At 43.5% G+C, this 23688-nt stretch carries 17 protein-coding genes and 1 riboswitch; of the genes, 5 read left to right on the top strand and 12 right to left on the bottom strand.

What is annotated here, in order from left to right; translation table 11 throughout:
* The first annotated feature begins 231 nt into the window (after nucleotides 1-231).
* The 4 genes from glcT to AC4EHK_RS00380 all read left to right on the top strand — a co-directional run bounded on the left by glcT (nucleotide 232) and on the right by AC4EHK_RS00380 (nucleotide 4871).
* Nucleotides 232-1074 carry a glucose PTS transporter transcription antiterminator GlcT gene (gene glcT / locus AC4EHK_RS00395; RefSeq protein ID WP_490976824.1) on the top strand — a complete coding sequence of 281 codons (843 nt, stop codon included), beginning with the start codon at nucleotides 232-234 and terminating at the stop codon, nucleotides 1072-1074.
* A 167-nt stretch (nucleotides 1075-1241) separates the two neighbouring features.
* Entirely contained in the window at nucleotides 1242-3278 is a 2037-nt protein-coding gene (ptsG, locus tag AC4EHK_RS00390) for a glucose-specific PTS transporter subunit IIBC (protein ID WP_490976823.1), read from the top strand.
* A 94-nt stretch (nucleotides 3279-3372) separates the two neighbouring features.
* Nucleotides 3373-4182, top strand: a complete 810-nt coding sequence (locus tag AC4EHK_RS00385; protein WP_490976822.1) for an endonuclease/exonuclease/phosphatase family protein — start codon at nucleotides 3373-3375, stop codon at nucleotides 4180-4182.
* A 146-nt stretch (nucleotides 4183-4328) separates the two neighbouring features.
* The gene (locus AC4EHK_RS00380; RefSeq protein WP_490976821.1) at nucleotides 4329-4871 is read left to right on the top strand and encodes an ECF transporter S component; all 543 of its coding nucleotides are present in this window, start codon (nucleotides 4329-4331) and stop codon (nucleotides 4869-4871) included.
* A gap of 162 nt (nucleotides 4872-5033) precedes the next feature.
* Here AC4EHK_RS00380 and AC4EHK_RS00375 read toward each other — a convergent pair whose 3' ends face one another.
* The 10 genes from AC4EHK_RS00375 to mmuM form a co-directional block, all read right to left on the bottom strand.
* Nucleotides 5034-6533: a malate:quinone oxidoreductase gene (locus AC4EHK_RS00375; RefSeq protein ID WP_490976820.1), complete on the bottom strand. Its 1500-nt coding sequence runs from the start codon at nucleotides 6531-6533 to the stop codon at nucleotides 5034-5036.
* A gap of 271 nt (nucleotides 6534-6804) precedes the next feature.
* Nucleotides 6805-7953 carry a mannitol-1-phosphate 5-dehydrogenase gene (locus AC4EHK_RS00370; protein ID WP_490976819.1) on the bottom strand — a complete coding sequence of 383 codons (1149 nt, stop codon included), beginning with the start codon at nucleotides 7951-7953 and terminating at the stop codon, nucleotides 6805-6807.
* Between the two features lie 6 nt (nucleotides 7954-7959).
* Complete coding sequence (locus tag AC4EHK_RS00365; RefSeq protein ID WP_490976818.1) at nucleotides 7960-10047, bottom strand: BglG family transcription antiterminator; 2088 nt, start codon at nucleotides 10045-10047, stop codon at nucleotides 7960-7962.
* 96 nt (nucleotides 10048-10143) lie between these two features.
* Nucleotides 10144-12051, bottom strand: a complete 1908-nt coding sequence (locus tag AC4EHK_RS00360; RefSeq protein WP_490976817.1) for a PTS mannitol transporter subunit IICBA — start codon at nucleotides 12049-12051, stop codon at nucleotides 10144-10146.
* 179 nt (nucleotides 12052-12230) lie between these two features.
* A complete protein-coding gene (locus AC4EHK_RS00355) occupies nucleotides 12231-13805 on the bottom strand; it encodes a histidine kinase N-terminal 7TM domain-containing diguanylate cyclase (protein ID WP_490976816.1) in 1575 nt (524 codons plus the stop codon).
* Nucleotides 13806-13908: 103 nt separating this feature from the next.
* Entirely contained in the window at nucleotides 13909-14406 is a 498-nt protein-coding gene (locus AC4EHK_RS00350; RefSeq protein WP_490976815.1) for an LURP-one-related/scramblase family protein, read from the bottom strand.
* A 180-nt stretch (nucleotides 14407-14586) separates the two neighbouring features.
* Nucleotides 14587-15039, bottom strand: a complete 453-nt coding sequence (locus AC4EHK_RS00345; RefSeq protein ID WP_490977899.1) for a helix-turn-helix domain-containing protein — start codon at nucleotides 15037-15039, stop codon at nucleotides 14587-14589.
* A 162-nt stretch (nucleotides 15040-15201) separates the two neighbouring features.
* Nucleotides 15202-16302, bottom strand: a complete 1101-nt coding sequence (locus AC4EHK_RS00340; protein WP_490976814.1) for a diguanylate cyclase — start codon at nucleotides 16300-16302, stop codon at nucleotides 15202-15204.
* A 423-nt stretch (nucleotides 16303-16725) separates the two neighbouring features.
* Entirely contained in the window at nucleotides 16726-17511 is a 786-nt protein-coding gene (locus AC4EHK_RS00335) for a nucleotidyltransferase domain-containing protein (protein WP_490976813.1), read from the bottom strand.
* 92 nt (nucleotides 17512-17603) lie between these two features.
* Nucleotides 17604-18539, bottom strand: a complete 936-nt coding sequence (gene mmuM, locus AC4EHK_RS00330) for a homocysteine S-methyltransferase (RefSeq protein ID WP_490976812.1) — start codon at nucleotides 18537-18539, stop codon at nucleotides 17604-17606.
* A gap of 189 nt (nucleotides 18540-18728) precedes the next feature.
* A riboswitch (SAM riboswitch) is annotated at nucleotides 18729-18833 on the bottom strand.
* A gap of 224 nt (nucleotides 18834-19057) precedes the next feature.
* On the opposite strand from mmuM, the gene solA reads away from it, so the two are divergent.
* Complete coding sequence (solA, locus tag AC4EHK_RS00325) at nucleotides 19058-20227, top strand: N-methyl-L-tryptophan oxidase (RefSeq protein WP_490976811.1); 1170 nt, start codon at nucleotides 19058-19060, stop codon at nucleotides 20225-20227.
* Nucleotides 20228-20324: 97 nt separating this feature from the next.
* On the opposite strand, the gene katG is transcribed toward solA, so the two are convergent.
* Complete coding sequence (gene katG, locus AC4EHK_RS00320; protein ID WP_490976810.1) at nucleotides 20325-22571, bottom strand: catalase/peroxidase HPI; 2247 nt, start codon at nucleotides 22569-22571, stop codon at nucleotides 20325-20327.
* A 293-nt stretch (nucleotides 22572-22864) separates the two neighbouring features.
* On the bottom strand, nucleotides 22865-23503 hold the full coding sequence (locus AC4EHK_RS00315; protein WP_490976809.1) for a Yip1 family protein: 639 nt from the start codon (nucleotides 23501-23503) through the stop codon (nucleotides 22865-22867).
* Nucleotides 23504-23688 lie beyond the last annotated feature (185 nt).

Here is a 23688-nt window from a genome sequence, read left to right as displayed (position 1 = left end):
CAGTTCAATGGCTATTGCAAAAAGAAAAGAAATGCTAGAATATGGGATAGAGTAATTTTCAGATTTTTATTTAGCAGAGGCACAAAGTCGTCCAGTTGAAGAGTGTTTTCCAGATGTGCCCTCTGACCCCGTTTAAAATGCTGATTGGGATCGGCCTATATAGATTGCAGAAAAATCGTTCGTGATGCCAGTTAGACCGGAAATAAACACCGGAGGCAGGTGGAGGCTAAAATGAAACAAATTTTAATCATACAAAAAGTTTTAAATAATAACGTGGTTATTGCCAGCAATGATACATACAAAGAAGCTGTATTGATCGGCAATGGCCTTGGCTTTAACCGGAAAAAGGGGGATTCTGTTCCTTTTGAGGAAGCAGATAAAACCTTTTTGCTGCAGGACGAAAAAGAAATGGAGCAATACGTCAACTTGCTTCCTTACATTGAAGAAAAACTCATTGCTTTTATTCATGAGCTGCTCTTGTTTATCGAGGAAAAAATGGGCAAAGAACTGAACGAACATATTCACGTCGCACTGACAGACCACATCGCGTTTGCCATCAGTCGGGCAAAAAAAGACATTCAATTCTCCAATCCATTTTTGTTCGAGATCGAATCACTGTATCCGAAAGAATACATGGTGGCCAAAGAAGTGGTGCAAAAAGTGGAAGCGCAGACGGGGGTTTCCTTTCCGGAAGGGGAAATTGGTTTTATCGCGCTTCATGTCCACAGTGCTGTTACCGACAAGTCCTTGCGCGACATCAACCGCTACCATACCTTGATTGCAAAAATGGTCGGCATCATCGAAAACAGCTTGGAAATCCAGTTGAAAAAAGACAATATTGATTACCACCGTCTCATTCAGCACCTTCACCGCGCCATCGACCGCGCAGACAAAGGAGATCCACTGGGTGAAGAAAATAAATTGGCAGCGATGTTGAAAAGTGAATATCCTGTGTGCTATAATCTTGCATGGAAGCTCATTAAAGTTATGCAAAACCAATTGAATAAGCCTGTAGATGAAGCTGAAGTCATGTATTTGACAATTCATCTGCAACGCTTGACACATAAATTCTGACCATACGTGTTACTGATTCGATCAGGCATGAGTATGAAAAGATGCTAAAGTTGACGCTTAGGACGATTCTGCCCTCTTATCAACTTTGCCTTTTCTGCTCATGTCTTTTTTTGTATTCAATTGGCCTGTTTCATGTCTCATATTCGAACCAACGAGGAGGAAATCACATGTCATTCAATTTGTTCGGCACATTGCAAAAAGTAGGTAAAGCCCTCATGCTGCCTGTCGCATTGTTGCCAGCTGCCGGGATCCTATTGGCTTTTGGTACCAGCTTTGCACAAGACTCATTTTTGGAAGCGGTTCCGTTTATGGGAGCCGATTGGATTCAATCGCTCCTATTCATTATGGCAGAAGCCGGCGGGGTCATTTTTGATAACTTGCCCTTGCTGTTTGCTGTCGGAGTTGCGATCGGCCTAGCCGGTGGTGATGGCGTAGCAGGACTTGCTGCGATCATCGGTTACTTGATCATGAACGTTACGATGAAAGCATTTGGCGGAATTACCATGGAAATGACCACTGACCCGGCATACGCCAATGTATTGGGAATTCCTACACTTCAAACCGGTGTTTTCGGCGGGATTATCGTCGGTGTGCTGGCTGCCTTCATGTACAATAAATTCTTTAATATTCAATTGCCACAGTTTTTAGGATTTTTTGCAGGAAAGCGCTTTGTCCCAATCATCACTGCTTTCTCAGCTGTCTTCCTTGGAATCGTGATGTACCTGGTTTGGCCATTTGCCCAAACAGGTTTGAACACACTTTCCCACTTTATGCTGGAAACAAACCGGACGCTTGCGGCATTCGTTTTCGGTACCATTGAACGCTCATTGATTCCATTTGGTTTGCACCATATTTTCTATTCACCGTTTTGGTTTGAATTTGGCCAATACACAAACACTGCCGGAGAAATCATCCGTGGCGACCAGCGGATCTTCTTTGCTCAACTGCAGGATGGCGTTGACTTTACTGCAGGTACATTCATGACTGGTAAATTCCCATTCATGATGTTCGGTCTTCCGGCTGCTGCACTTGCTATCTACCATTGTGCACGCCCTGAGAAAAAGAAACTTGTCGGCGGAATCATGCTTTCAGGTGCTTTGACTTCGTTCCTTACAGGGATTACGGAACCTCTTGAGTTTTCATTCTTGTTCGTAGCACCTGTCCTGTTCGGTATCCATGCCGTTTTTGCAGGACTGTCGTTCATGACCATGCACTTGCTCGACGTTAAGATCGGGATGACATTCTCCGGCGGACTGATTGACTTCCTGCTGTTCGGGGTACTTCCTGGCAGAACAGAATGGTTCTGGGTTATTGTTGTGGGTCTGGTCTTCTCGGTCATCTACTACTTCGGTTTCCGTTTTGCGATCAAAAAGTTCAACTTGATGACGCCTGGACGTGAAGACGATGAAGAAGGCGAAGAAGAAGCAGGAGAAATCGGCGACCTTCCATATGAAATTCTTGCGGCTATGGGCGGACAGGAAAACATTACACACCTTGATGCTTGTATCACACGCTTGCGCGTCAGTGTAGAAGATAAAGGCAATGTAGATAAAAAGAAACTCAAAAAACTTGGCGCTTCAGGCGTTATGGAAGTTGGCAACAACATCCAGGCCATCTTTGGACCTGTTTCAGACAGCCTGCGCGGACAAATGCAAGACATCATCAATGGCAAATCACCTCGACCAGCTGCCAAAGTTGCGGCACCAAATGAAAATGCATCAGCATCAGGAACGCCGTTGGAATTCAACAGCCCGATTACCGGTGAACTTCTACCAATTTCAGAAGTTCCGGATCAAGTATTCTCAGGCAAAATGGTCGGAGACGGATTTGCCATCAAGCCAACTGAAGGAAAAGTTTTTTCTCCGGTAAACGGTAAAGTCGTTACCGTCTTCCCTACCAAGCATGCTATCGGCATCGCGGCAGACAACGGAACGGAAATTCTGATCCACATTGGTATTGATACGGTTCACTTGAAAGGTGAAGGGTTTACTTCACATATTGAACAAGGCGACCTTGTTGAACAAGGACAGCTTCTAATGGAGATGGACTTGGATTACATCGCTAAAAATGCAGCATCAATCATTACACCAGTTGTCTTCACGAATCTTGAAGAAGGCCAATCAATCAAACTTACAAAATCCGGCGCTATCGCAGCAAAGGATCAGGACATCATGGAAATTATTCATGGCGAACCTGTCGTTTGATGTAAAGCACGCCCTAAAACCCAGCAGCATTCGGAATTTCTCCGTCTGCTTGCTGGGTTTTCCTATAAGAACAATAAATCAGGAGGCTGAATACATGAATTTGTTAACCTTGAACTGCCATTCGTGGCATGAAGAAAATCAATACAAAAAAATCCGACATTTGGCAGAAACCATCAAAGAAAAGCATTATGACGTGATCGCCCTTCAGGAAGTCAACCAATCAATCAACGCTGAGCTGTTATATGACGACATCAAAGAAGACAATTTCGGAATTGTCCTGCTCAAGGAACTTGAAAGGATCGGCGTTGCAGACTACTCGCTTGTCTGGAGCTTTTCCCATTTGGTTTACGGAACTTATGAAGAAGGCGTCGCCATTTTAACCAAGCATCCGATTTCAGCTGAGAATTCTTTTTTCGTCAGCCAAAGCACGGATATCACTTACTGGAAAACCCGAAAAATTATTGGTGTGCAAATCGATTACCAAGATACGCCGATCTCTTTTTACTCCTGCCATATGGGCTGGTGGGTGGACGAAGAAGAACCTTTCAAACAGCAGGCAGACCGGCTTTTGGAGCAAATTAAACAGGATGGTCTATCCTTTCTGATGGGAGACTTTAATAATAGTGCTTCCCTGCCTCGCGAAGGCTATGACTACTTAACCAATGAAAAACTTTACGATACGTATGAGTTGGCAGCTCATAAAGACAAGGGAACAACAGTCCAAGGGAAAATCACAGGGTGGAATGACAACAAAGAGGATTTGCGCATCGATCTGATTTTAGCGAACAGCCCCATCGAAGTGCTATCTTCACAAGTCATTTTCAATAACCGCAACAAATCCGTTATTTCGGATCACTTTGGTGTAGAAGCGAAAGTAGTTATGCCCAAATTATCGGGGTCCTGAAACCTGCTGCAAATGGCTCTTCTTCAGCAGGTTTATAAATGGAAAATAAAACTGACCCCTAAGTTTTATTCAGAATTGATACTTTTAACTAGATCACATCTCTGCTAATCTTATCTGAAAAAGAAAAGATAGGAAGGTTACCAACGATGCAAAAAACAACTAGCTACTCACCTGCAAATAATTCCCGCACTCTTGATTTAGTTTTAACTTCTATGGCCATTGCACTTGTCTTTGTTGCTACATTATTATTGAACATCCGCCTGCCGATTGCGGCAAACGGCGGACTTGTGCACCTCGGTACTGCCATGCTTTTCATCATTGCGATCCTCTTCGGTCCTAAAAAAGGACTAATTGCTGGCGCGGTCGGAATGGGCTTGTTTGACCTCGTTTCTGGCTGGACTTTGTGGGCACCGATTACCATAGTGGCACGCGGCCTACAAGGCTACCTGGTCGGAAAAATTGCCTGGTCAGGCGGTAGAAACGGTGGCAGTACACGCTTTAATATTTTAGCTGCCATCGTGTCGATTCCATTAATGGTCGCAATTTACTATGTCGGTGAAGCCATCATTTTCAGCAGCTGGATCATCCCGGCAGCTTCCATTCCCGGCAACCTTGTCCAAAATACAGTTGGCCTGATTATTGCGATTCCAGTGGCCATCGCCTTGAAGAAAACACCTTTCTTTAAATAAGCAACCTTTGAACAAACGATACATTTATAAGGAAAAAAGCGTGCCTAAAACTTAGGTACGCTTTTTTTACTTTTGAGACAGGCTCTACTTTTTCCATTATCATTTTTCAAGAAAAAATGCCCCATTCATCGATTCGGATGAATGGGGCATGCACCAATTATTTTATATTCCTACTGGGCTTTTTTCGTCCAGCTGAAGTGCTTTCGCTGTTAATGTATGAATTTCCTGAAGAAGCTCAGGGTTTTCAGACAAGGATACGCCATATGATGGAATCATTTCTTTAATTTTCGGTTCCCAGCCGCCTACTTCGTCCGGGAAACATTTTTTGAAGATTTCAAGCATCGCGTGAACAGCCGTAGAGGCACCTGGAGAAGCTCCAAGCAACGCTGCAACTGAACCATCGGCAGCTGTGACAATTTCTGTACCAAACTGCAAGGTTCCTTTGCCTTTGTCCGTATCCTTGATAACTTGTACACGTTGTCCGGCTACAACAACATCCCAATCTTCAAGTTTGGCAGTCGGAATAAATTCGCGCAATTCTTCTACGCGCTTTTCATTCGACAGCAAGACTTGCTGGATCAGATATTTTGTTAAAGACATCTCTTTTGCGCCTGCAGCCAGCATTGTAAAGACGTTGTTCGGTTTAACAGATCCGATCAAGTCCATGTTCGAACCTGTTTTCAGGAATTTCGGTGAAAACCCTGCGAACGGTCCGAACAACAATGATTTCTTGTTGTCGATAAAGCGTGTGTCCAAATGCGGCACGGACATCGGAGGAGCTCCGACTTTCGCTTTTCCGTATACTTTTGCGTGATGCTGTTCGACGATTTCCGGATCGTTGCAGACCAGGAACATCCCGCTTACCGGGAATCCGCCGATATGCTTGGATTCTGGAATGCCTGTTTTTTGGAGCAATGGCAAGCTTCCACCGCCGCCGCCAATAAAGACAAAGTCGGCACTGTGGTATTCGATTTTATCGTTTGCAAGATCTTCCACTTTTACTTCCCACATGCCGTCGCCGCTGCGTTTAATGTCTTTGACTGCGTGGTTGTAATTAATCTCGACCTGCTCTTCTTTCAAGTGATCAAACAGCATTTCTGTTAACGCGCCGAAGTTGACGTCAGTTCCAGAATCGATTTTGGTTGCTGCGATTGCATCATTGGTAGAACGGCCTTCCATAATAAGCGGAATCCATTCTTTCAATTTTGCCGGATCAGCTGTATATTCCATCCCTTTGAATAGGGGGCTCTTAGACAATGCATTAAAACGCGTGTTCAGGAAACGGACGTTGTCTTCTCCCTGCACCATGCTCATGTGCGGAATCGACATGATAAAGTCCTGTGGATTGGCAATGCGTTTGTTGTTTACAAGAAATGACCAGAACTGTCTTGATAACTGGAACTGCTCGTTAATATTGATAGCTTTTTTGATATCGACAGAACCGTCAGCCTGCTCGGGTGTATAGTTAAGTTCGCACAGTGCAGCGTGCCCTGTTCCGGCGTTGTTCCATTCGTTCGAGCTTTCTGATCCTGCTTTTTCTAATTTCTCAAATACTTTAATATTCCAATCCGGTGCAAGTTCTTTAAGCATTGACCCTAAAGTCGCGCTCATGACTCCCGCGCCGATTAATATGATATTTCTTTTTTTCTGTTGGTTGTCCATTATAACCTTCCTTATCCCGTATATTTGCATATAGGTGCTATTGCTCCTGATCAAATAATACAAAAAGCCAGGCTCAATCGAAACGCACCTTTTCTGCTTCAATTGTATAATTATATCACATTTTTTGATTGTACTCTTCTGGTTTTGCCTGTCAAGTATAACCCAATCGGTGCCAGTACAAAAGTAAGATGCCCTGCTAAGCCCCAGAGCTTTCTAAAACACAAAATGACAGACATGCGGATGCATGTCTGTCATTTTGATTTCAGTTATTTTAATGCTTTTGGACTTGCAACAATTCATACTGGCGAACCACTTCTTTAGTGATCTCGTTGTCTTCCGACAAGCCGCTGAACGTTTTTAGCGCAGCAGCTGGTCCAGACTTCCGGATTTCTTCCTGAATTTGCATCGCTTCTTCGTCTTCCGGGTAATCAAACAACAGTGCTGCTGCAATGGCATTGGCCAAGTAGCTATATGGCAATCCTGCTTTTTGCGCTTGTGTAGCCGGACGAATCAACCGGTCTTCAGGACCCAATTTACGGATGGGCGCACGGCCAACACGTGTCACGCCGTCATTCAAATAGGCGTTTTTAAAACGCTCAATATTCTTGTTGATATAAGCCAAATGCTCTTCTTCATCAATGCCGTATTCCTTCACCAGATAAGCCCCTGTTTCTTTGAGGGTTTCTCTAACTTGGTCCACAATTTTTTCATCAGCTAAAGTTTCATCGATGGTGGATTTTCCAGCAAGGTAACCGAGATACGCGATTACGGCATGGCCTGTGTTTACGGTAAACAATTTGCGCTCGATGAACGGAGCAAGGTCTTCGACCATTTTCATGCCAGCTACATGAGGAATGTCTTCAGTCGTTTCCACAACCCACTCAAAATAAGGTTCCACCAAAACGTCTAGTGAACTTTGGTCCTGAATTGGCACAATGCGGTCAACCGCTGAATTAAAGAAGTACACTTTCCCATCCAGCTGTCTCTTTGCTTCTTCGTCAAGATTGTCCATGATGTGCTGCTTAAGGATGTCCGTTGCGCCAATTTGGTTTTCACAGGCAATGACGTAAATTTTTTCATCTGTTGCTGCTACGCGTTTGGCCAGGCCACGGGCAATCAGCGGTGCGATTCTTGGCAAAATGTTGGGCCCGATCGCTGTCGTTAAGTACGTCGCTTGTTGAATCGCGTCAATAACATCATGTTCGTTCGTCATGTTGTTAATGCCCGATACGTTTTCAATGGTGATCGATTCTTCCTGCAACTGAGCCATATTTACCTTGTAGCTTCCTTCTTCATTCAACTTATTGATTACTTGCTCGGCCACATCCACAAATGTCACGTGGTAGCCTGATTCGGAAAATAAAGCGCCAATAAATCCTCTGCCAATGTTTCCTGCTCCAAAATGAATGGCTTGTTTCATTAATCATCATCCCTTTATCAAATTATTTTGTAGATACTCCAAGAAAATATCTTCTAGTTTTTGGCGGATCACTTTCTCGTTGGAAGACGAAAAAATCATCATCGATACATCACTTTCGATCAAGCTGGTACTGATTAAGCTTAAGACCTCCTGCTCTCTGCCCGTCAACATTTCAGGCGCAAGCATCAGCAGCAAGTTTTTCATCTGCATGCTTGCGCCGTCCATTCCTTTGACCATAAGCGAATTGTCCAAATGGACGATTTGAAAAACAGGTTGTTGAATGGAATCATCGCGGCCGTGAAAAAGAGCCATATTGGTATTTGGAATCCCCAATCCGCCTTTTTTTTCACGCTCTTTCAATTCGTTCATCGTAGAGGCGGCATTTGTAACCAATCCATCCGCTTCCGCCAGTTCAACCACTTCTTGCAAGACTTCCCAATAATCCGTTGCAAGATGTTTGTGCATCACTTTAAAACTGGCCAAAATTGCATCTATGCTGCCCTGCACTTCTTTTATCTCCCGCAAGACATTTTGTATATTGGGCCGTCCTTTCGGTATTAAGTGGCCGCTTGGATTTCCTGGATTCAAGTATTGCTTTTTGCGCGTGATTTTTTCCACATTATTTTGCAAATAGCTTTCGATGTAGCCAATATCCCGATCGCTCAGCAGTGGGCTCACCATAATGTAATCCACTTCTGTCACCGGCAGCCGGATGGTCGAAATCACCAAATCGTAGTCCTGAAAATGGGCTGTTTGAAAATCATTGATGGACAGGATTTCCACTGAATTGATTTCCGGCAGTTCTTTTTGGATGCGGCTTGCCAGCATCTTCGACGTCCCAATGCCGGTCGGGCAAATAACCACCGCATCAATTCGAACCTTCTCTTCCTTCATTAGCAAAGCTGATCCAAAATGAAGCACGATAAAGGCCGTCTCATCAGGTGAAAACTCCAGATTCTTAAACTCGTTTTCCAGACCCTGCTTAACGGCCATAAACAGCACCGGGTATTTCCGTTTGATCTCATCCGTCAGTGGATTGTAAGATTCGAGCTTTTGGTTTAAACGGAAAATGGAAGGACCCATGTGCGCAAGCAATCCCTGATACAGCGAAAAGTCATCAATCAAGTCAACATGCAGCTGTTCTGAAACATCGCGTATCAGGTTTTTGATCATTCTGCCGAGCACTACACTGTCATAATACGCCAAATCCGCTGCCTGCACTTTCGAGCCTTTTAAAATCATGGTTAAAAAATGCACATCGGCTCCAGTCAAGGCAACTGAAAGCCGCTCTTGCAACTCTTTTCCCATATTCTCCATTAGCCGGTATTCGTTGTCTGAATCACTCGCTGTTTGGTCTGCCGGATCCAGTACAAAGCCGGCTTCTGTCCGTTGAAGAGACAGGCAGCTGTAGACGACTAAGCCCATATAATCGCTGTCTGCCAGCCGGGTTTGTTCTTTATTGATTTTTTGATCCACCAATTGATCCACGGCTGCCAAGTATTCCGGAGAAAAATACCCAAGAACTTTCTCTCCCTGGTTTTTCCCTTGCTGCAAAAAATACAAACTCTCAATCATCTCTTCATAGAAATAAGCCAGAACATAGCTGCCAAGTGCATGCCGCTTGTTGGCTTCTTCACCATCCACTTCCACACCGACGCCTCTTGTCCGTGACACCCCTACTGAAAACTTTCGCAGCCAATCCGTTACGTCATCTAAATAAGCAGCTAAGGTAGCGGTGCTGATGCCCAATCGGCCAGCCAGCATCTGCCGTTTAAAAAATGGGCCTTCGTGCAATAAAATCACCAGCAATTTCAACTTTCTTTCTTCAGGAGTTTCGTCTGCAGGACTGGCTGTTGCCAAATTTTGAATCAGACGGTAAACCTGCTCATTTTTCCCTGCCACGAAAAGGCCTTCATCCCCGGTTCGTTCCACTGTTAGTTCAAATTGCTGCAGCATTTTCCCCACCGACTTTAAGTCACGCTGAATGGTCCGGGCACTGACATCCAAATACGAAGACAGCGAATGCACCGTATGTTTTCCAGAGGTTCTGACAATCAGTTCTATAATGGACTTTTCCCTAAACGTGATAAACATGCGGCTCACTCCTCTCGCTTTTGGATACTTTCTTCAAGACCGGAAAAGGCAGATAGAACAAAAAGGCAGGAATCCCCGCCTTTCTGTTGCTGCTATTTAATTGCTGTTAATGATGGCTACTAATTCTTTTGCCGTTTTTGCATTTACCAGCTGATCTACATTGTCCTGCTCTGCACAAATGACAGCGATTCCTGAAAGGATTTCCAGATGTGTACCGTCCTTGCCAGCGATGCCAAAAATCATTTTTGCACTTTCTCCATTAAAGTCTACTCCATTTGGAACCTGAACGACAGTAAAGCCTGATTTTATGACAGATTTTTTTGCTTCTTCTGTTCCATGGGGAATTGCAACATTGTTGCCCATGTAAGTTGTTGTGATTTCCTCACGCTTCAGCATTTCGTCCACATAAGACGGTTCAACGTATCCAGCATCGACCAAAGCCTGGCCAGCAAATCGGATTGCTTCTTCTTTGGTACGGAATTTTTGTCCAATAAAGACGTTTTCCTCCAATAGGAGCTGATCATCTTCTACATTATGCGGTGCTGCTTGTTCTTCTACCAATCCATGCTGATCACTTGTGCCATCATTTTGCAGACGGTCGATCAGTTTATCGTATTCCGGACTTGATAAGAAGTTATCAACTGAAATATGGTACGCATCCGGCACCTTGTTTTCGGCACGCGGCGTCAGTTTTTCCTGTGTGATCACAATTTGAGAATCGGTTGGAATCGTGCTGATGGCTGTATTCGAAACCGATACGCCCAGCCCTGCTTCTTTTACTTTTTTGCGCAGAAGAGAAGCACCCATTGCACTCGATCCCATTCCCGCATCACAAGCAAACACAATTTTTTGTACATTTGATGGGAACACGCCAGTCCCAGCACCTACAGGTGACGTTATTTCCCGGGAAATAGAACTTTTTTTACCTTTCATTTGTTCCATTTTCTTTGTTGCTTCGTCCATATCTTCATCTGTTTGCTTGCTAGTTTTTAAAACGACTGCCGAGATAGCAAACGAAACGGCCGTTGCTACAAAGACTGCAGTGAAGTTGGCCAAGTAAGCCATGCCTTCAGGCGGTGTAACTGCCGCAATAGCCAGGATGCTTCCTGGTGATGCAGGAGCAACCAATCCGCCACCCATTAATACAAGTGTAAAGACTCCGCTCATGCCTCCGAAAATAACAGCCAGTAACAACATTGGCTTCATCAATACGTAAGGGAAATAAATTTCGTGAATGCCTCCAAAGAAATGGATAATCGCTGCACCAGGAGCTGATTGCTTCGCGATGCCTTTGCCAAACAGCATAAACCCAAGAAGTACTCCGAGTCCAGGTCCAGGGTTGGCTTCCAGTAAGAACAGGATTGATTTCCCTGTCTGCTGAACTTGCTCCAAGCCGATTGGTGTTAACACACCGTGGTTGATGGCGTTATTCAAGAATAGAATTTTCGCCGGTTCAATCAAAATACTTGTCAGCGGCAATAAGCCTGCAGCAAGTAACCAGTCCACACCTGAAACCAGAACGCTTGTAAACGAACTTACAGCCGGTCCGACGCCAAGGAATGCAAGAATGGCAAGTGCGCCACCCAAAATACCTGCAGAAAAGTTGTTAACCAGCATTTCAAAACCAGTACGAATTTTTCCTTCAATCAATTGGTCAAATTTCATGATGACATAAGCACCAAGCGGCCCCATGATCATGGCACCCAAGAACATTGGTGTATCGGGAGCTCCGACAATAACACCCATGGTCGCAATGGTTCCGACTACTCCACCACGCTGATCATAAATCAAACGCCCTCCTGTATAACCGATCAGAAGCGGCAACATGTAAGTAACCATTGGCCCTACTAGTGAAGCCAAGTTTTCATTAGGAATAAATCCGGTAGGGATAAAAAGTGCTGTAATCAATCCCCATGCAATAAACGCACCAATGTTCGGCAACACCATCGAGCTCAGGAAATTACCGAACTTTTGCACGCGAATCTTCATTTTTGAATCGTTCATGTGATCTTCTCCTCCAAACTATAGTTGTAATGTTCCTCCATCATAGACCTTATATGGAAGCGTATTCAACTGTAAGGAAAGTCAACTTTGTCGGGCTTGTCGTGACAAAAGTGTATTTTCAGCCACAACGTAAAAAAGCTGTCGATGGCTCGACAGCTTAAAATGAGTTAGAAAATGGCTTACTTTCCGACTGTTTCTTCCGCCATTGCATGCATTTGGACTCGGTTGCGCCCTTTTTCTTTAGCTGAATACAGTGCAATGTCTGCGTTGTTCAGAAGAACTTGCAGAGATGCTGTCTCGCCGCTTTCAAGTGACGCGACACCTATACTGATAGTCACAGCAATTCTTAGATCGCCTACGGTCAAAGGCGTTTGCTCTACACTTTGACGGACCCTTTCAACCATCTCGAAGCCTTCCGTTACTGTATGGTTTCCTATTGCCAATACAAATTCTTCTCCACCATATCTGGCAAACAAAACCTCTCCGCCCAATTGCAATTTACAAACCTCAACAACATGTTGCAGCATTTGATCACCAACATGATGGCCATACGTATCATTTACCAATTTAAAGTGATCAATATCAATCAAAGCGACAGCAAATGGCTGTTTATTTGCTTGTGCATCTTCAACTTGCTGAGAACATTGCGTATAAAAGGCACGACGATTAAAGATACCTGTCAGCTCGTCATAATAAGCCTGCCGCTCCAGCTGTACCTGCAGCTTTTTCAACTCTGTGATGTCGGTGAAAATCAACAAAAAGCCAGTGGTGTTGCCCACATAAGCCATTGAAGAAATTCGGACTTGGTAGGTGTATTTCGATTTTTGCCTCGTTAGCTGAAGTTCTTGCATTGATTCTGTTGTTTCTACTTTAAATGGAGGAACTTCCAGTGTTAACTCCAGCCAGAGTTTTTCAAACTCGGCGCCATGCAATGACCTGTCCAGTTCCGGAAACATTTTTTTCGCAGCCCGATTAAACTCAATCAGCCGATGATCCTCGTCTAATACTAGTACGCCATCATTGATACTGTTGAAAACCGTATCTTTTGCAATCGGCATGACTTTGAACAGCCGCGATGAATTGATGGACCATAAATACAAGAGCGAAGTCATCCACAACACCATGGGTACGGGATCAATGCCAGGAGGCGTCCAGCCAAGTAAATAAATAAACGCCGTCGCCATCGGAACAAATTGACCGAAAAACAAAGCGACCAGCTGCGGACGATATGTCGACGTCGTTTCCCGCCATCGGAAGAGGATAAATAAAGTAGGAATTAGCATGCAAGCAAAAGTAAACCCACCGTGAACCAGATACCATACGCCGATTTCCTGATGAATGTAAGGAATCCCCAGAATCGGATCTACTTCAAAGATGCGGTAATGCAAATGATGAAAATCATTGGTCGCCACCATCAAAAAGCTGACAACAGGGATCGTAAGCAAGGCAGCGCATCTTTGCCAACTTAGTTTAATGCCTAAATAATACAGGACAAACAGCAAGCCAAGAGGTGCAGAAATTGGCATGCCCAAGTATTGGATGACTGTCCAGAATTTCATTTCTTCCAAGCTCGTAGCCACTAAGCCGAAGGCTGCCGCAAAACAATAAATAGCGATAGAAGCAGTGTAAAAAACAAAAAAGGAAGCGATTTTTGTGTATTTATGCCTTCCGGCAAATACGGAAGCACATAAATACAAGCTGAGTACACCTGAAGTACAAATCAATGTGATATAAACGGTTAATTGGGATCCCACATTTTTCTCCTCTAGTTTTTTTCTTTAATTTAGCATATTTACTAATAAAAGTGGATATTTTTCCAATAATAAAAGACAGCCATCCCAATGGCTGCCTTAGAGGCTAGATGGAACCCGCCGAAGCTGATGCCGCTTCATCAGCTTTCACGCAGTCAATAGCGACAACTATTGCGATGACAACTTCCTGCATCTGTTCATCCAGGATTTCGACTTTGTAACTATCCCCCCACTTGAACCATTCCTTGTTGACCTGACCAATTACTTCTCCATACTGCACCACTTGAAAATCCATGTCCCACCAGTTTCCTCGAATCTCAATTCCTGTGCCCTCTATTGTATAGCGAGCTTTGAACACAGAAAACTCTTTCTTAATCGTCAATTGTTCCTTGCCATTCACTTCAACAAAAAACTTTGGCCGAAAACTAAACGTCTTTTTCGTAATGAGCGCCACTTCTTCTCTTGCCGCATTCATAATGGAAAAGGTCTTCGGAATTTGCATAAAGCTGCCTTCCACATAATAAACATCGTTCTCCTGCTGATCTTTCACCGTGAATTTGCCGCTTAAGCTGAGTGCTTTTTGTTTGATGTAGAGTTGTTTCATTTTATCGTCTCCTTTTGGTAAGTTGACATGGTTGTCTGCAAAATAGATTCTGTTTAGTTTATTCCACACAATATATGAAAATGCCTTCACTGGAACTAAAGATATGAGAGCGCCTTGAAACTCCACCAATTAAAAAAACCACCTAAAACTCTTGAACAGCAAGGTTTTAGGTGGTTCTATTCAAATATACTTGTCCTTAAAATAATCCGATCCAATACCGCCTGCCACCATCAAAAATAAGGGCAGGAAGTTGGAAAGGAATCTTGGCACTCCTTCCGGTATCACAATGGATGTTCCGAAAAAGTAGTTTGACGCGAAAATGATGATTTTTGACACCAACAAAAAGGCACCTAACATAAACACACTATCGCAAAAAACTTTCCACTTTGGGTGAGCCAGCTGCTTGCTGTCTTGAATCACTTTGTCCTTCAACTCTTCATCACTCCTTAGCAGTTCGTCTATCGTAACGCCAAATAAGTCACTCAAATTGATAATCACTTCAATGCTTGGGTAATTTTTTCCGGTTTCCCATTTTGAAACGGACTGTCGGCTTACATGAATTTTGTCTGCAAGCTCCGCCTGCGACCACCCCTTTTTTTCTCTTTCGCTTTTCAAACGTTCACTGAAAATCATCGTACTCATCGCCTTTCCTTCTACTTTCAGTATTAAGAAATAAACTTATAAAGTAAAGATAGTTCTAGGCGCACCCTGCTGCAACCTCTGCTTGCTTATTTAAAAATTCAACAGATGAAAGAAAAAAAGAGATTGGAAATATTCCCAATCTCTTTCTATTTATTAATAGCTGGCACAAACCCTATTTCTGCCAGTACGTTTGGCTTTATATAAGCATTCATCAGCAGTGTCAACTATGCGATTTGTATCCGCTACTGTTTCTGGATAAGTTGCTGCACCGATCGAAACCGTAATGTTGATAGAATCTAATGAAGAAACTTTAAAATCGTGAATTTCTACCGCTTTTCTTATTCGTTCAGCAATTTCTACCGCCAGATCGTTTTGGCAATCAGGCAAGATTACAGAAAATTCCTCTCCACCGTTTCTCGAAACAATATCAAAAGATCGGCTTGTATTCTTTAAAACTTTTCCAAGCTCTTTTAGGATTTTGTCACCAACTGGGTGGCCATATGTGTCATTGACGTTTTTAAAATGATCAATGTCAATGATTAACAACGAGAGCTTTTCATTCTTTTCTGCTGCACTTCCAACTAATGTATTCCATACCGCATCAAATTGCCGGACGTTATTTAAACCTGTAAGAAAATCAGTTACGGACTCTTGCTCATATTTCATTAAAAGGTACTGTGTTTTTCCAATGTACTCGACAAAGAAAATCGAAATGAGTCCACCGATGATGGAAATAATCCAGTAAACAGGGATCAAACTTTTCAAAACAAGAAAATCACTAATAAGAATGCTAATGACTATGCTGAAGACAATGTTTGAAAACAGAATCATCGCAAAACCCTTTTTATAAGAACTTGCATTAGCACTAAATTTTTTAAATAGCTTATGAATAATGATGAAGCCGATGATTAAAGCGATCATTAAGATGGCGGCAGCAAAAGCTGATGTCGTCAGGCCAAAAATGAACCTTCCAAATATAATAACTACTGCACTGATAGTAGCTTGGGGTATCCCTAAAAAAAGGACAAGCAGCATAACCGGTATAAATCGCAAATCTACGATAGTTTCAGTTGTTACTTGTATAGAGAAATACATCAGCAAAAATCCTAATGCTCCCCCTGCTATTCCGTCAGCCAGTACGGCTTTTCTGTAAGACTCATCTAATCCAAGTTTCTTTCTAAGTTGCAAATAAATAAAAATCAAGGCAATGAGAACACATAAATTTATGAACAAGTTATCAATAAGATCAAACAAAAAGATTTCCTCCGCCTATGTTTATTGGAATAATATTACAACAAAACTATTAATTTCACATTTTTTATTTATTTTAATAATATATCATATAAATATTGTTCAATTATTCTCTTTTCGAATCTTTTACAGTCACTTTTCGGCTTTTGTCACAATATCTCTTTATTTCATTAACAACATTGAAGCCCCTCTCTTCCGCCATATCCATAAACTTTTGAAAAGAAAGAAAGTCACCAGCTGAACTGACCCTCCAAGTGATGGACACTATAAAAAAAGATGACTTCGGTGAACTACCGAAGTCATCTTTTGGATACCTATTCCAGCTGCGGGGTTTGTCTTGATAAACTTTCCATTTCAATGAGGCTCAGTTTCCCCCAAAAATCTCTTTTTGATTTATTAGGAATAGATATTCATCCGATAAATTGATTATTTCCAGGTCTCCTGCAAAGTATCTCTAAACAATTCGTCCAGCATTTCCGTCGGATCCTCTACCTCAACCACAAGGTTTCTTGTATACTCCTCGAGCCGTTCCATTTCGCTTTCCAAAAAATCGTTAATCACCTCAATGCGATCCTCTAAATCCATTTCGTCGCCTGCCAGTTTACGTTTCAACAATCGTTCAATTTGTTTTTTCAATTCACCTGTAGGAACGATATCTTCCATTAATTCATTGAAGCCAATTGGTGGTGTCGTATTGTACTTTTCAATCCAGTTGCATGCCAAGATTGGGCGCAGCACATAAAAATATTTTTTGATTTTGACTTCTGGCCCCTGAAGATATTCCTGGTAATTGTTTTTTGCCATGTTTAAATAATGGTATAGCATAGAATTCGGATAAAATACATCTGACTCCAAAGAGCGCATGTGATCAATAAACGAGTCTTTTTGATAATAGATGATGTCGCTTCGCAGCCATTCCAAAAGCGGTGGATTGCTTTTTCGAAACAGGCGAAGTGCTTTAGTCAACTCCCAGCCACTTATGTCCAATAACTCACTAATCGGTTCTTCAATCACGTCTCTCTTTACAGCACTTCCTTGTGGATCAATCGAGAGGTACCATGCCGGCAAATGAATATAAATAAACCGAACATCGTAATCACTGTCTTTTGAAGGAAATCCCCATGCCCGACTTCCAGATTCAACAGCGTATAACACCTTCACATTAAATTTTTCCTCTATGCCGATTAACTTCTGCTGGATAATTTCATTCATATGTATTCCCCTTTGTGAGCTTGTATCTATTAAGTTTATCGGTTATCAAAAGAAATTGAAATCTTAAGATCAAGCTCGACGGATCTTAATCTTTATTCACGCGCCCAGGCCGCAATGCCTGCAATGTCTCCTGGTGTTGTTCTGCAGCACCCTCCAATCATGTGGGCACCTGCTTCATACCATTGGCGTGTATTCAAGGTAAATTGATTTACTGAAGTTCCTTCACCCCAGGTCTTGCTCGACGGATCATATTCTTCACCTGAATTCGGATACACAATGATGGGTTTCGCCGTTTGGCTTTTCACTTCTTTAATCAGCGATTCGATTAGGTGGGGTGCTGAACAATTGATGCCAATTGCGGCTGCTTGCGGTTGTTTGTCCAGCCACTCTGCACACTTTGAGATTTTGTCTCCATCACTTATATGACGTTCATCTTTTGCGCTAAAACTGAACCACGCATAGACCTCTGGAAATTCCTTTAATACTGCCACAATTGCTTTGGCTTCTGCCAAGCAAGGAATGGTTTCACACGCTAAAATATCTGCACCTGCATCGATCAATATACGGATCCGTTCCTTATGGAAATTTATTAGTTCCTGTTCGCTTACCGCATAATCGCCGCGGTATTCAGAGCCATCTGAAAGAAAAGCACCATATGGGCCGACAGAGGCAGCCACAATTGGCTTTGGCCTGTTCGACCGGTTTTCCACCCTGCTCCAAAATTCATCCCGGGCCTCTGCTGCAAGTTTCACCGATTTTCCGATCAGGCTGTTTGCTTCGTCCTCGCTCAATCCTTTTTCTTTGTATCCTTCAGTCGTTGCCTGGTAGCTGGCGGTGATGGCGCAGTCTGCACCGGCGTGGAAATAGTCCAAGTGAACTTTTTTGATTAGCTCGGGATTTTCCATGAGCACTTTTGCCGACCATAGACGATCATGTAAATTGCAGCCATACTCCTCAAGCTCTGTCGCCATTGCACCATCAACAATAACAATAGGGAAGTGATTTAAAATTTGTTCGATCGGGTTCATTCCACAACATCCTTTCCACATTCAAGCTTATTGCAACAACTCTGGATCTAAAGAAGCTGTCGGTCTATCAAATAAGTACACTTTGGAATTGGGCGCAAGTCACGCGGCTGCTGTCCCGAGTAGCGTGTCTACGCAATTTTCTTGTTAAATAAAAAAACCTCTTCCAATAGGAAAGAGGTTTTGGCCGAATTCTTATCTCTCAGAATAAAACACTCTGCAGGAATTAGCACCTCTCATACAAATGATGGTTGCTGGACGTCATAGGGCCTGTCCCTCGGTCTCTCTTGATAAGTTATTTAGTTTTTGCATATTAACGATAGTATGGGACATTGCCTCTCTTGTCAAACACATTTTGCTTCAAATATGGACTTGTCTAAAGGATGGAAGGGGCAAGGCGCACAATGAACGATTGACAATCCATCAAATCTTCCATACGATCTATTAATAATTCACATGCGATTTTTCATAAAGCTGTTATTTTGAAACTGACTTTTTTCCACAAAGAATGGAGCGAGAAAATGACTAAACAAGCTGTTTTTGAAGTGGCGATAATTGGTGCAGGAACGATGGGAATGGCGGCTGGTGCTTTTTTGGCGCAGCAAAAAGTAAAGACTGTCTTGATAGATGCCTTCGATCCGCCGCATAGCCATGGCAGCCATCACGGCGATACCCGCTTGATCCGTCATGCGTATGGGGAAGGCAGGCAGTACGTAACGTTAGTAAAACGGGCCCAGCAATTGTGGCAAGAACTGGAACAGCAAACAGGATATAAAATTTTTGAAAATACCGGCGTAATCGGCCTGGGTCCGGAAGATTCGCCTTTTTTAGTGGAGATGATGGCTTCTGCGGAGAAGCATAACCTTTTGTTAGAGCTGATGACGGGCTTGGAAGTTAATGCGAGATGGCCTGGATTTTCTGTACCGGATCATTTTATTGGCTGCTTTGAAACACAGTCGGGCATTCTGTACAGTGAAAATGCCATTCTGGCCTATAAAGAAACCGCTCTTGCACATGGTGCGAGCTTCGTTCCAAATACAAGGGTTCAGCACATAGACCTGAATGATGAACAAGGTGTCAAGATTTCCACTGAACGTGCGACATTTTATGCCAAGAAAGTCATTGTCACGGCGGGAGCCTGGGCGGCAAAGCTGTTGCCGGATTTAACGCTGCCGCTTCAACCCACTCGCAAAGCTGTTGCTTGGTTTGAAGCACCTTCCGACTTGTACGATGCTGTTAATTTCCCTGCTTTTTTTGTAGAAGATCAGAATAAGAAATTTTATGGTTTTCCTAAGTTGAATGGTGGCGGGGTCAAAATTGGGAGATCCGATGGTGGGCAGCCGATCGATCCAGATCGTCAAACGCAAAACTTTGGATTATACGAAACAGATGAAAACGACTTGCGGGAAGGGCTGGAACGTTACTTGCCTCAGGCAAATGGCAAACTGGAGCAAGGCAAAACGTGTCTATACACACTTTCAAGCGATAATGATTTTATCGTTGATGTTCATCCGGAAGACAGCCGTATTATTTTTGCCTGCGGGTTTTCCGGACACGGTTTCAAATTTGGCAGTGTCATGGGAGAAGTGTTGAGCCAACTGGCTATGACAGGCGAAAGTGAGCTGGATATTTCCATCTTCGCCCTCAACAGATTTGGTTTGCAGCCTGAAGCACAGGAAGGCTCGCGATAACAAGTTTCTGAAAAAGGTGGAAGTGACGAAAATCCACCTCCTTATTCCACACAAAAAAATCCCGGTCAGCGCAATGTGCTGACCGGGATTTTCCTTATTAGTTTTCTAGGTTGAAACGATCAGCGTTCATCACTTTGTTCCAAGCTTTGATGAAATCGCGAACGAATTTTTCTTGGTTGTCGTCTTGTGCGTAAACTTCGGCAACTGCGCGAAGAATCGCATTTGAACCGAATACGAGGTCAAAACGCGTTGCTGTGCGAACAACTTCGCCTGTCGTGCGGTTTTTGCCTTCGTATTTATTGAATTCTACTGGCATCCACTCGATGTTCATATCCAATAAGTTAACGAAGAAATCATTTGTTAACACGCCGACTTTGTCGGTGAAGATTCCTTCTGTTGCTCCTTGGTAGTTTGCACCGAATGCACGCATACCGCCGACTAAAACAGTCATTTCTGGAGCTGTTAAGCCAAGCAAGTTCGCTTTATCAAGCAGCATTTCTTCTGGGCTTGTAGCGTATTCTTTCTTCTGGTAGTTTCTGAAACCGTCTGAAATTGGCTCCAATGGCTCGAAGCTTTCTGCATCAGTCTGTTCTTCAAGTGCATCTCCACGGCCTTGCGTAAATGGTACCGCAACATCAAATCCAGCTGCTTTTACAGCTTGTTCGATTGCAGCGTTCCCGCCAAGCACAATCAAGTCAGCGATGCTGATTTTGTTGTCAGTGCTTGCTTTTAAGTGCTCATAGAAGTAAAGAACTTTAGCCAATTCTTCTGGCTCGTTTACTTCCCAATCGCGTTGAGGAGCAAAACGGATGCGTGCTCCGTTTGAACCGCCGCGCTTGTCTGAATCACGATATGTGCTGGCAGAAGCCCAAGCGGTTTTAACCAATAGCTGCGGGTTTATTCCGCTTTCAAGAATCTTCACTTTCAGCTCATCCAGTTCTTTGTCTTTCAATGTACCTGGTGCTGCTGGTACTGGATCTTGCCAGATCAAATCTTCTGCTGGAACTTCTGGCCCCAAATAACGCTCTTTTGGTCCCATGTCGCGGTGAAGAAGTTTGAACCATGCGCGGGCGAAAGCATCTTGGAACTCTTCCATATTTTCATAGTAACGACGTGAAATTTTTTCGTATGCTGGATCCATGCGAAGTGCCATATCTGCCGTCGTCATCATTGTTTTCACTTTGATGGACGAGTCTTCTGCATCAGGTGCCATCTGTTCTTCTGACAAATCTTTTGCCGTCCATTGATAAGCGCCTGCAGGAGATTTCGTCAATTCCCACTCATAGCCAAACAACTGCTCATAGTAGCCATTGTCCCATTGTGTCGGGTTGGCAGTCCAAGCGCCTTCGATACCACTTGAAATCGTGTCGCGGCCTTTTCCTGAACCGTGCGTGCTCTTCCAGCCCATTCCCATATTTTCCATTACGGCTGCTTCTGGATCGTCGCCTACTTTGGAAGCATCTCCAGCGCCGTGAGCTTTACCAAATGTATGCCCACCTGCGATCAACGCAACGGTCTCTTCGTCGTTCATTCCCATGCGTGCAAACGTCTCACGGATGTCGAAAGCACTTCCAAGAGGATCCGGCTTGCCATTTGGTCCTTCAGGATTTACATAGATCAAGCCCATCTCAACTGCAGCAAGCGGTTTTTCTAATTCGCGATCTCCTGAATAACGGTTATCTGACAGCCACTCTTTTTCATTGCCCCAATAAACGTCTTCTTCCGGTGACCAAATGTCTTCACGGCCTCCGCCGAATCCGAATGTTTTGAAGCCCATTGATTCAAGTGCCACGTTACCTGTCAAAACAAGCAAATCAGCCCATGAAATTTTGTTTCCGTATTTCTTTTTGATCGGCCACAACAAACGACGGGCCTTGTCCAAGTTTACGTTATCCGGCCAGCTGTTAAGTGGTGCAAAACGCTGGTTTCCGGTAGAACCGCCTCCGCGGCCATCTGTTGCACGATAAGTACCTGCAGCATGCCATGACATACGGATAAACAAACCGCCGTAATGGCCATAGTCAGCCGGCCACCATTCTTGGCTGTTGGTCATCAAATCGTTAAGATCCTGCTTTAATGCATCATAATCCAATTTCTCGAATTCTGCTTTGTAATCAAACTCTTCCCCTAGAGGATTCGATTTTTTGTCATGCTGATGCAGAATGTTAACATTCAGCATGTTCGGCCACCAGTCTTTATTTTGGGTTTTGCCTGGTTTGTTCGAAGTTGTAATGGCACTGTCTTTATGCCCGCCTGTTTGGCTGCTTGGCTGTCCGCCTCCGCCCGTTACCGGACATTGTGCATCGGATGCAGCTGTGTGACGCTTTTGTTCATTGTTATCCATTTTTAAAACCCTCCTAAAAATAATGAAAATAGTGAACATTGTTCTTAACTTATTGATACCGACTAATTGATGACGGCATGTAATCATTCTTACATTAGAATTATACTAAACTAGAGACGAACTGAACAGTGATAAGGACGGAATTGGGGCAACTCTTTTTCGCGGTGTCCAAACGCGGAAAAGCTGCCCCAATTTTTTCTCAATGTCTCTGCAAGATACGCAAAACTTAAGAATCGTCATTTCAAAGATTACTTAGTGCATCACTCCATCCAAAAGGAAGCAGCACCTCCACATCACAACTGGTTAAAGAATGAAGCGAACAGGACAAAAACAATAAGCAGAACAAAGATCGTGATAATGATGCCCGGCAGTACAACGATGAAAAATCCTTTCCAAGACGAGACACGATGCGCTTCGCCTACCGCTTTGCAAACAATGACAAATGTCCACACAGACACCACCGCCATTACGATAGACATGATGACGACAATTGGATCGCCTTCTACATCCGTACGGTCCGCAAAAAAGGTGGTTGGCGACGCAAAGGCCCAGACAATCAGCAATGGCAAGAGCCAAATTTGCGGTATTTGCGCAGTGGCAAGCGCCTTAAACATTTCCTGATAGTCTGCCTTGCCTTTAAATAACCGACCTACCAATGTTAATACAGCGGCACCTAGGAAATAGCCAAATGCACTTCCGATTGGACCGGTAATCAGTGCCTGGAGAACGGCTGCCCAAACTTCCATGTCTGCATTCCGGGTACTCATGAGCCCAATCAGGCCAGAAGCAAATCCCGTCAAAACAATGAGCAAGATGATATATGTGGCGGGCTTGCGATCAATGACAAAGCGGACGGTTGAACGTGTGCGCAGCCAAATGTCCGTTAGTGGATTGACCTCATACTCTCTGGATAATCGATCTTCCCTGACCACGATTTCTCTCTCCTTTCTTTTGTTTTCCATGACGTCCGGCGGCAGCATCTCTTCATTCTTTTATTTCCCCTTTTCATCTTTTATTATCAGAAAAATACTTAAATTCTTTTTAAGATAACAAAAAAGGGATTCTTCCAGGCAGCATCTGCATGGAAAAATCCCTTTGGCAATAAACACAATGGATC

Source organism: Planococcus sp. TJ-307 (assembly GCF_058268435.1).
Note: the sequence above shows the minus strand (reverse complement) of the source record. Positions and strands in the feature narration are given on the sequence as shown.

Coding starts and splice junctions, on each gene's coding strand:
- AC4EHK_RS00385 (WP_490976822.1), top strand. CDS start 3,373: ATGAATTTGTTAACCTTGAACTGCCATTCGTGGCATGAAGAAAATCAA.
- AC4EHK_RS00380 (WP_490976821.1), top strand. CDS start 4,329: ATGCAAAAAACAACTAGCTACTCACCTGCAAATAATTCCCGCACTCTT.
- AC4EHK_RS00375 (WP_490976820.1), bottom strand. CDS start 6,533: ATGGACAACCAACAGAAAAAAAGAAATATCATATTAATCGGCGCGGGA.
- mmuM (WP_490976812.1), bottom strand. CDS start 18,539: ATGAACCCGATCGAACAAATTTTAAATCACTTCCCTATTGTTATTGTT.
- AC4EHK_RS00370 (WP_490976819.1), bottom strand. CDS start 7,953: ATGAAACAAGCCATTCATTTTGGAGCAGGAAACATTGGCAGAGGATTT.
- AC4EHK_RS00335 (WP_490976813.1), bottom strand. CDS start 17,511: ATGAATGAAATTATCCAGCAGAAGTTAATCGGCATAGAGGAAAAATTT.
- AC4EHK_RS00350 (WP_490976815.1), bottom strand. CDS start 14,406: ATGAAACAACTCTACATCAAACAAAAAGCACTCAGCTTAAGCGGCAAA.
- solA (WP_490976811.1), top strand. CDS start 19,058: ATGACTAAACAAGCTGTTTTTGAAGTGGCGATAATTGGTGCAGGAACG.
- katG (WP_490976810.1), bottom strand. CDS start 22,571: ATGGATAACAATGAACAAAAGCGTCACACAGCTGCATCCGATGCACAA.
- AC4EHK_RS00345 (WP_490977899.1), bottom strand. CDS start 15,039: ATGATTTTCAGTGAACGTTTGAAAAGCGAAAGAGAAAAAAAGGGGTGG.
- glcT (WP_490976824.1), top strand. CDS start 232: ATGAAACAAATTTTAATCATACAAAAAGTTTTAAATAATAACGTGGTT.
- AC4EHK_RS00365 (WP_490976818.1), bottom strand. CDS start 10,047: ATGTTTATCACGTTTAGGGAAAAGTCCATTATAGAACTGATTGTCAGA.
- ptsG (WP_490976823.1), top strand. CDS start 1,242: ATGTCATTCAATTTGTTCGGCACATTGCAAAAAGTAGGTAAAGCCCTC.
- AC4EHK_RS00360 (WP_490976817.1), bottom strand. CDS start 12,051: ATGAACGATTCAAAAATGAAGATTCGCGTGCAAAAGTTCGGTAATTTC.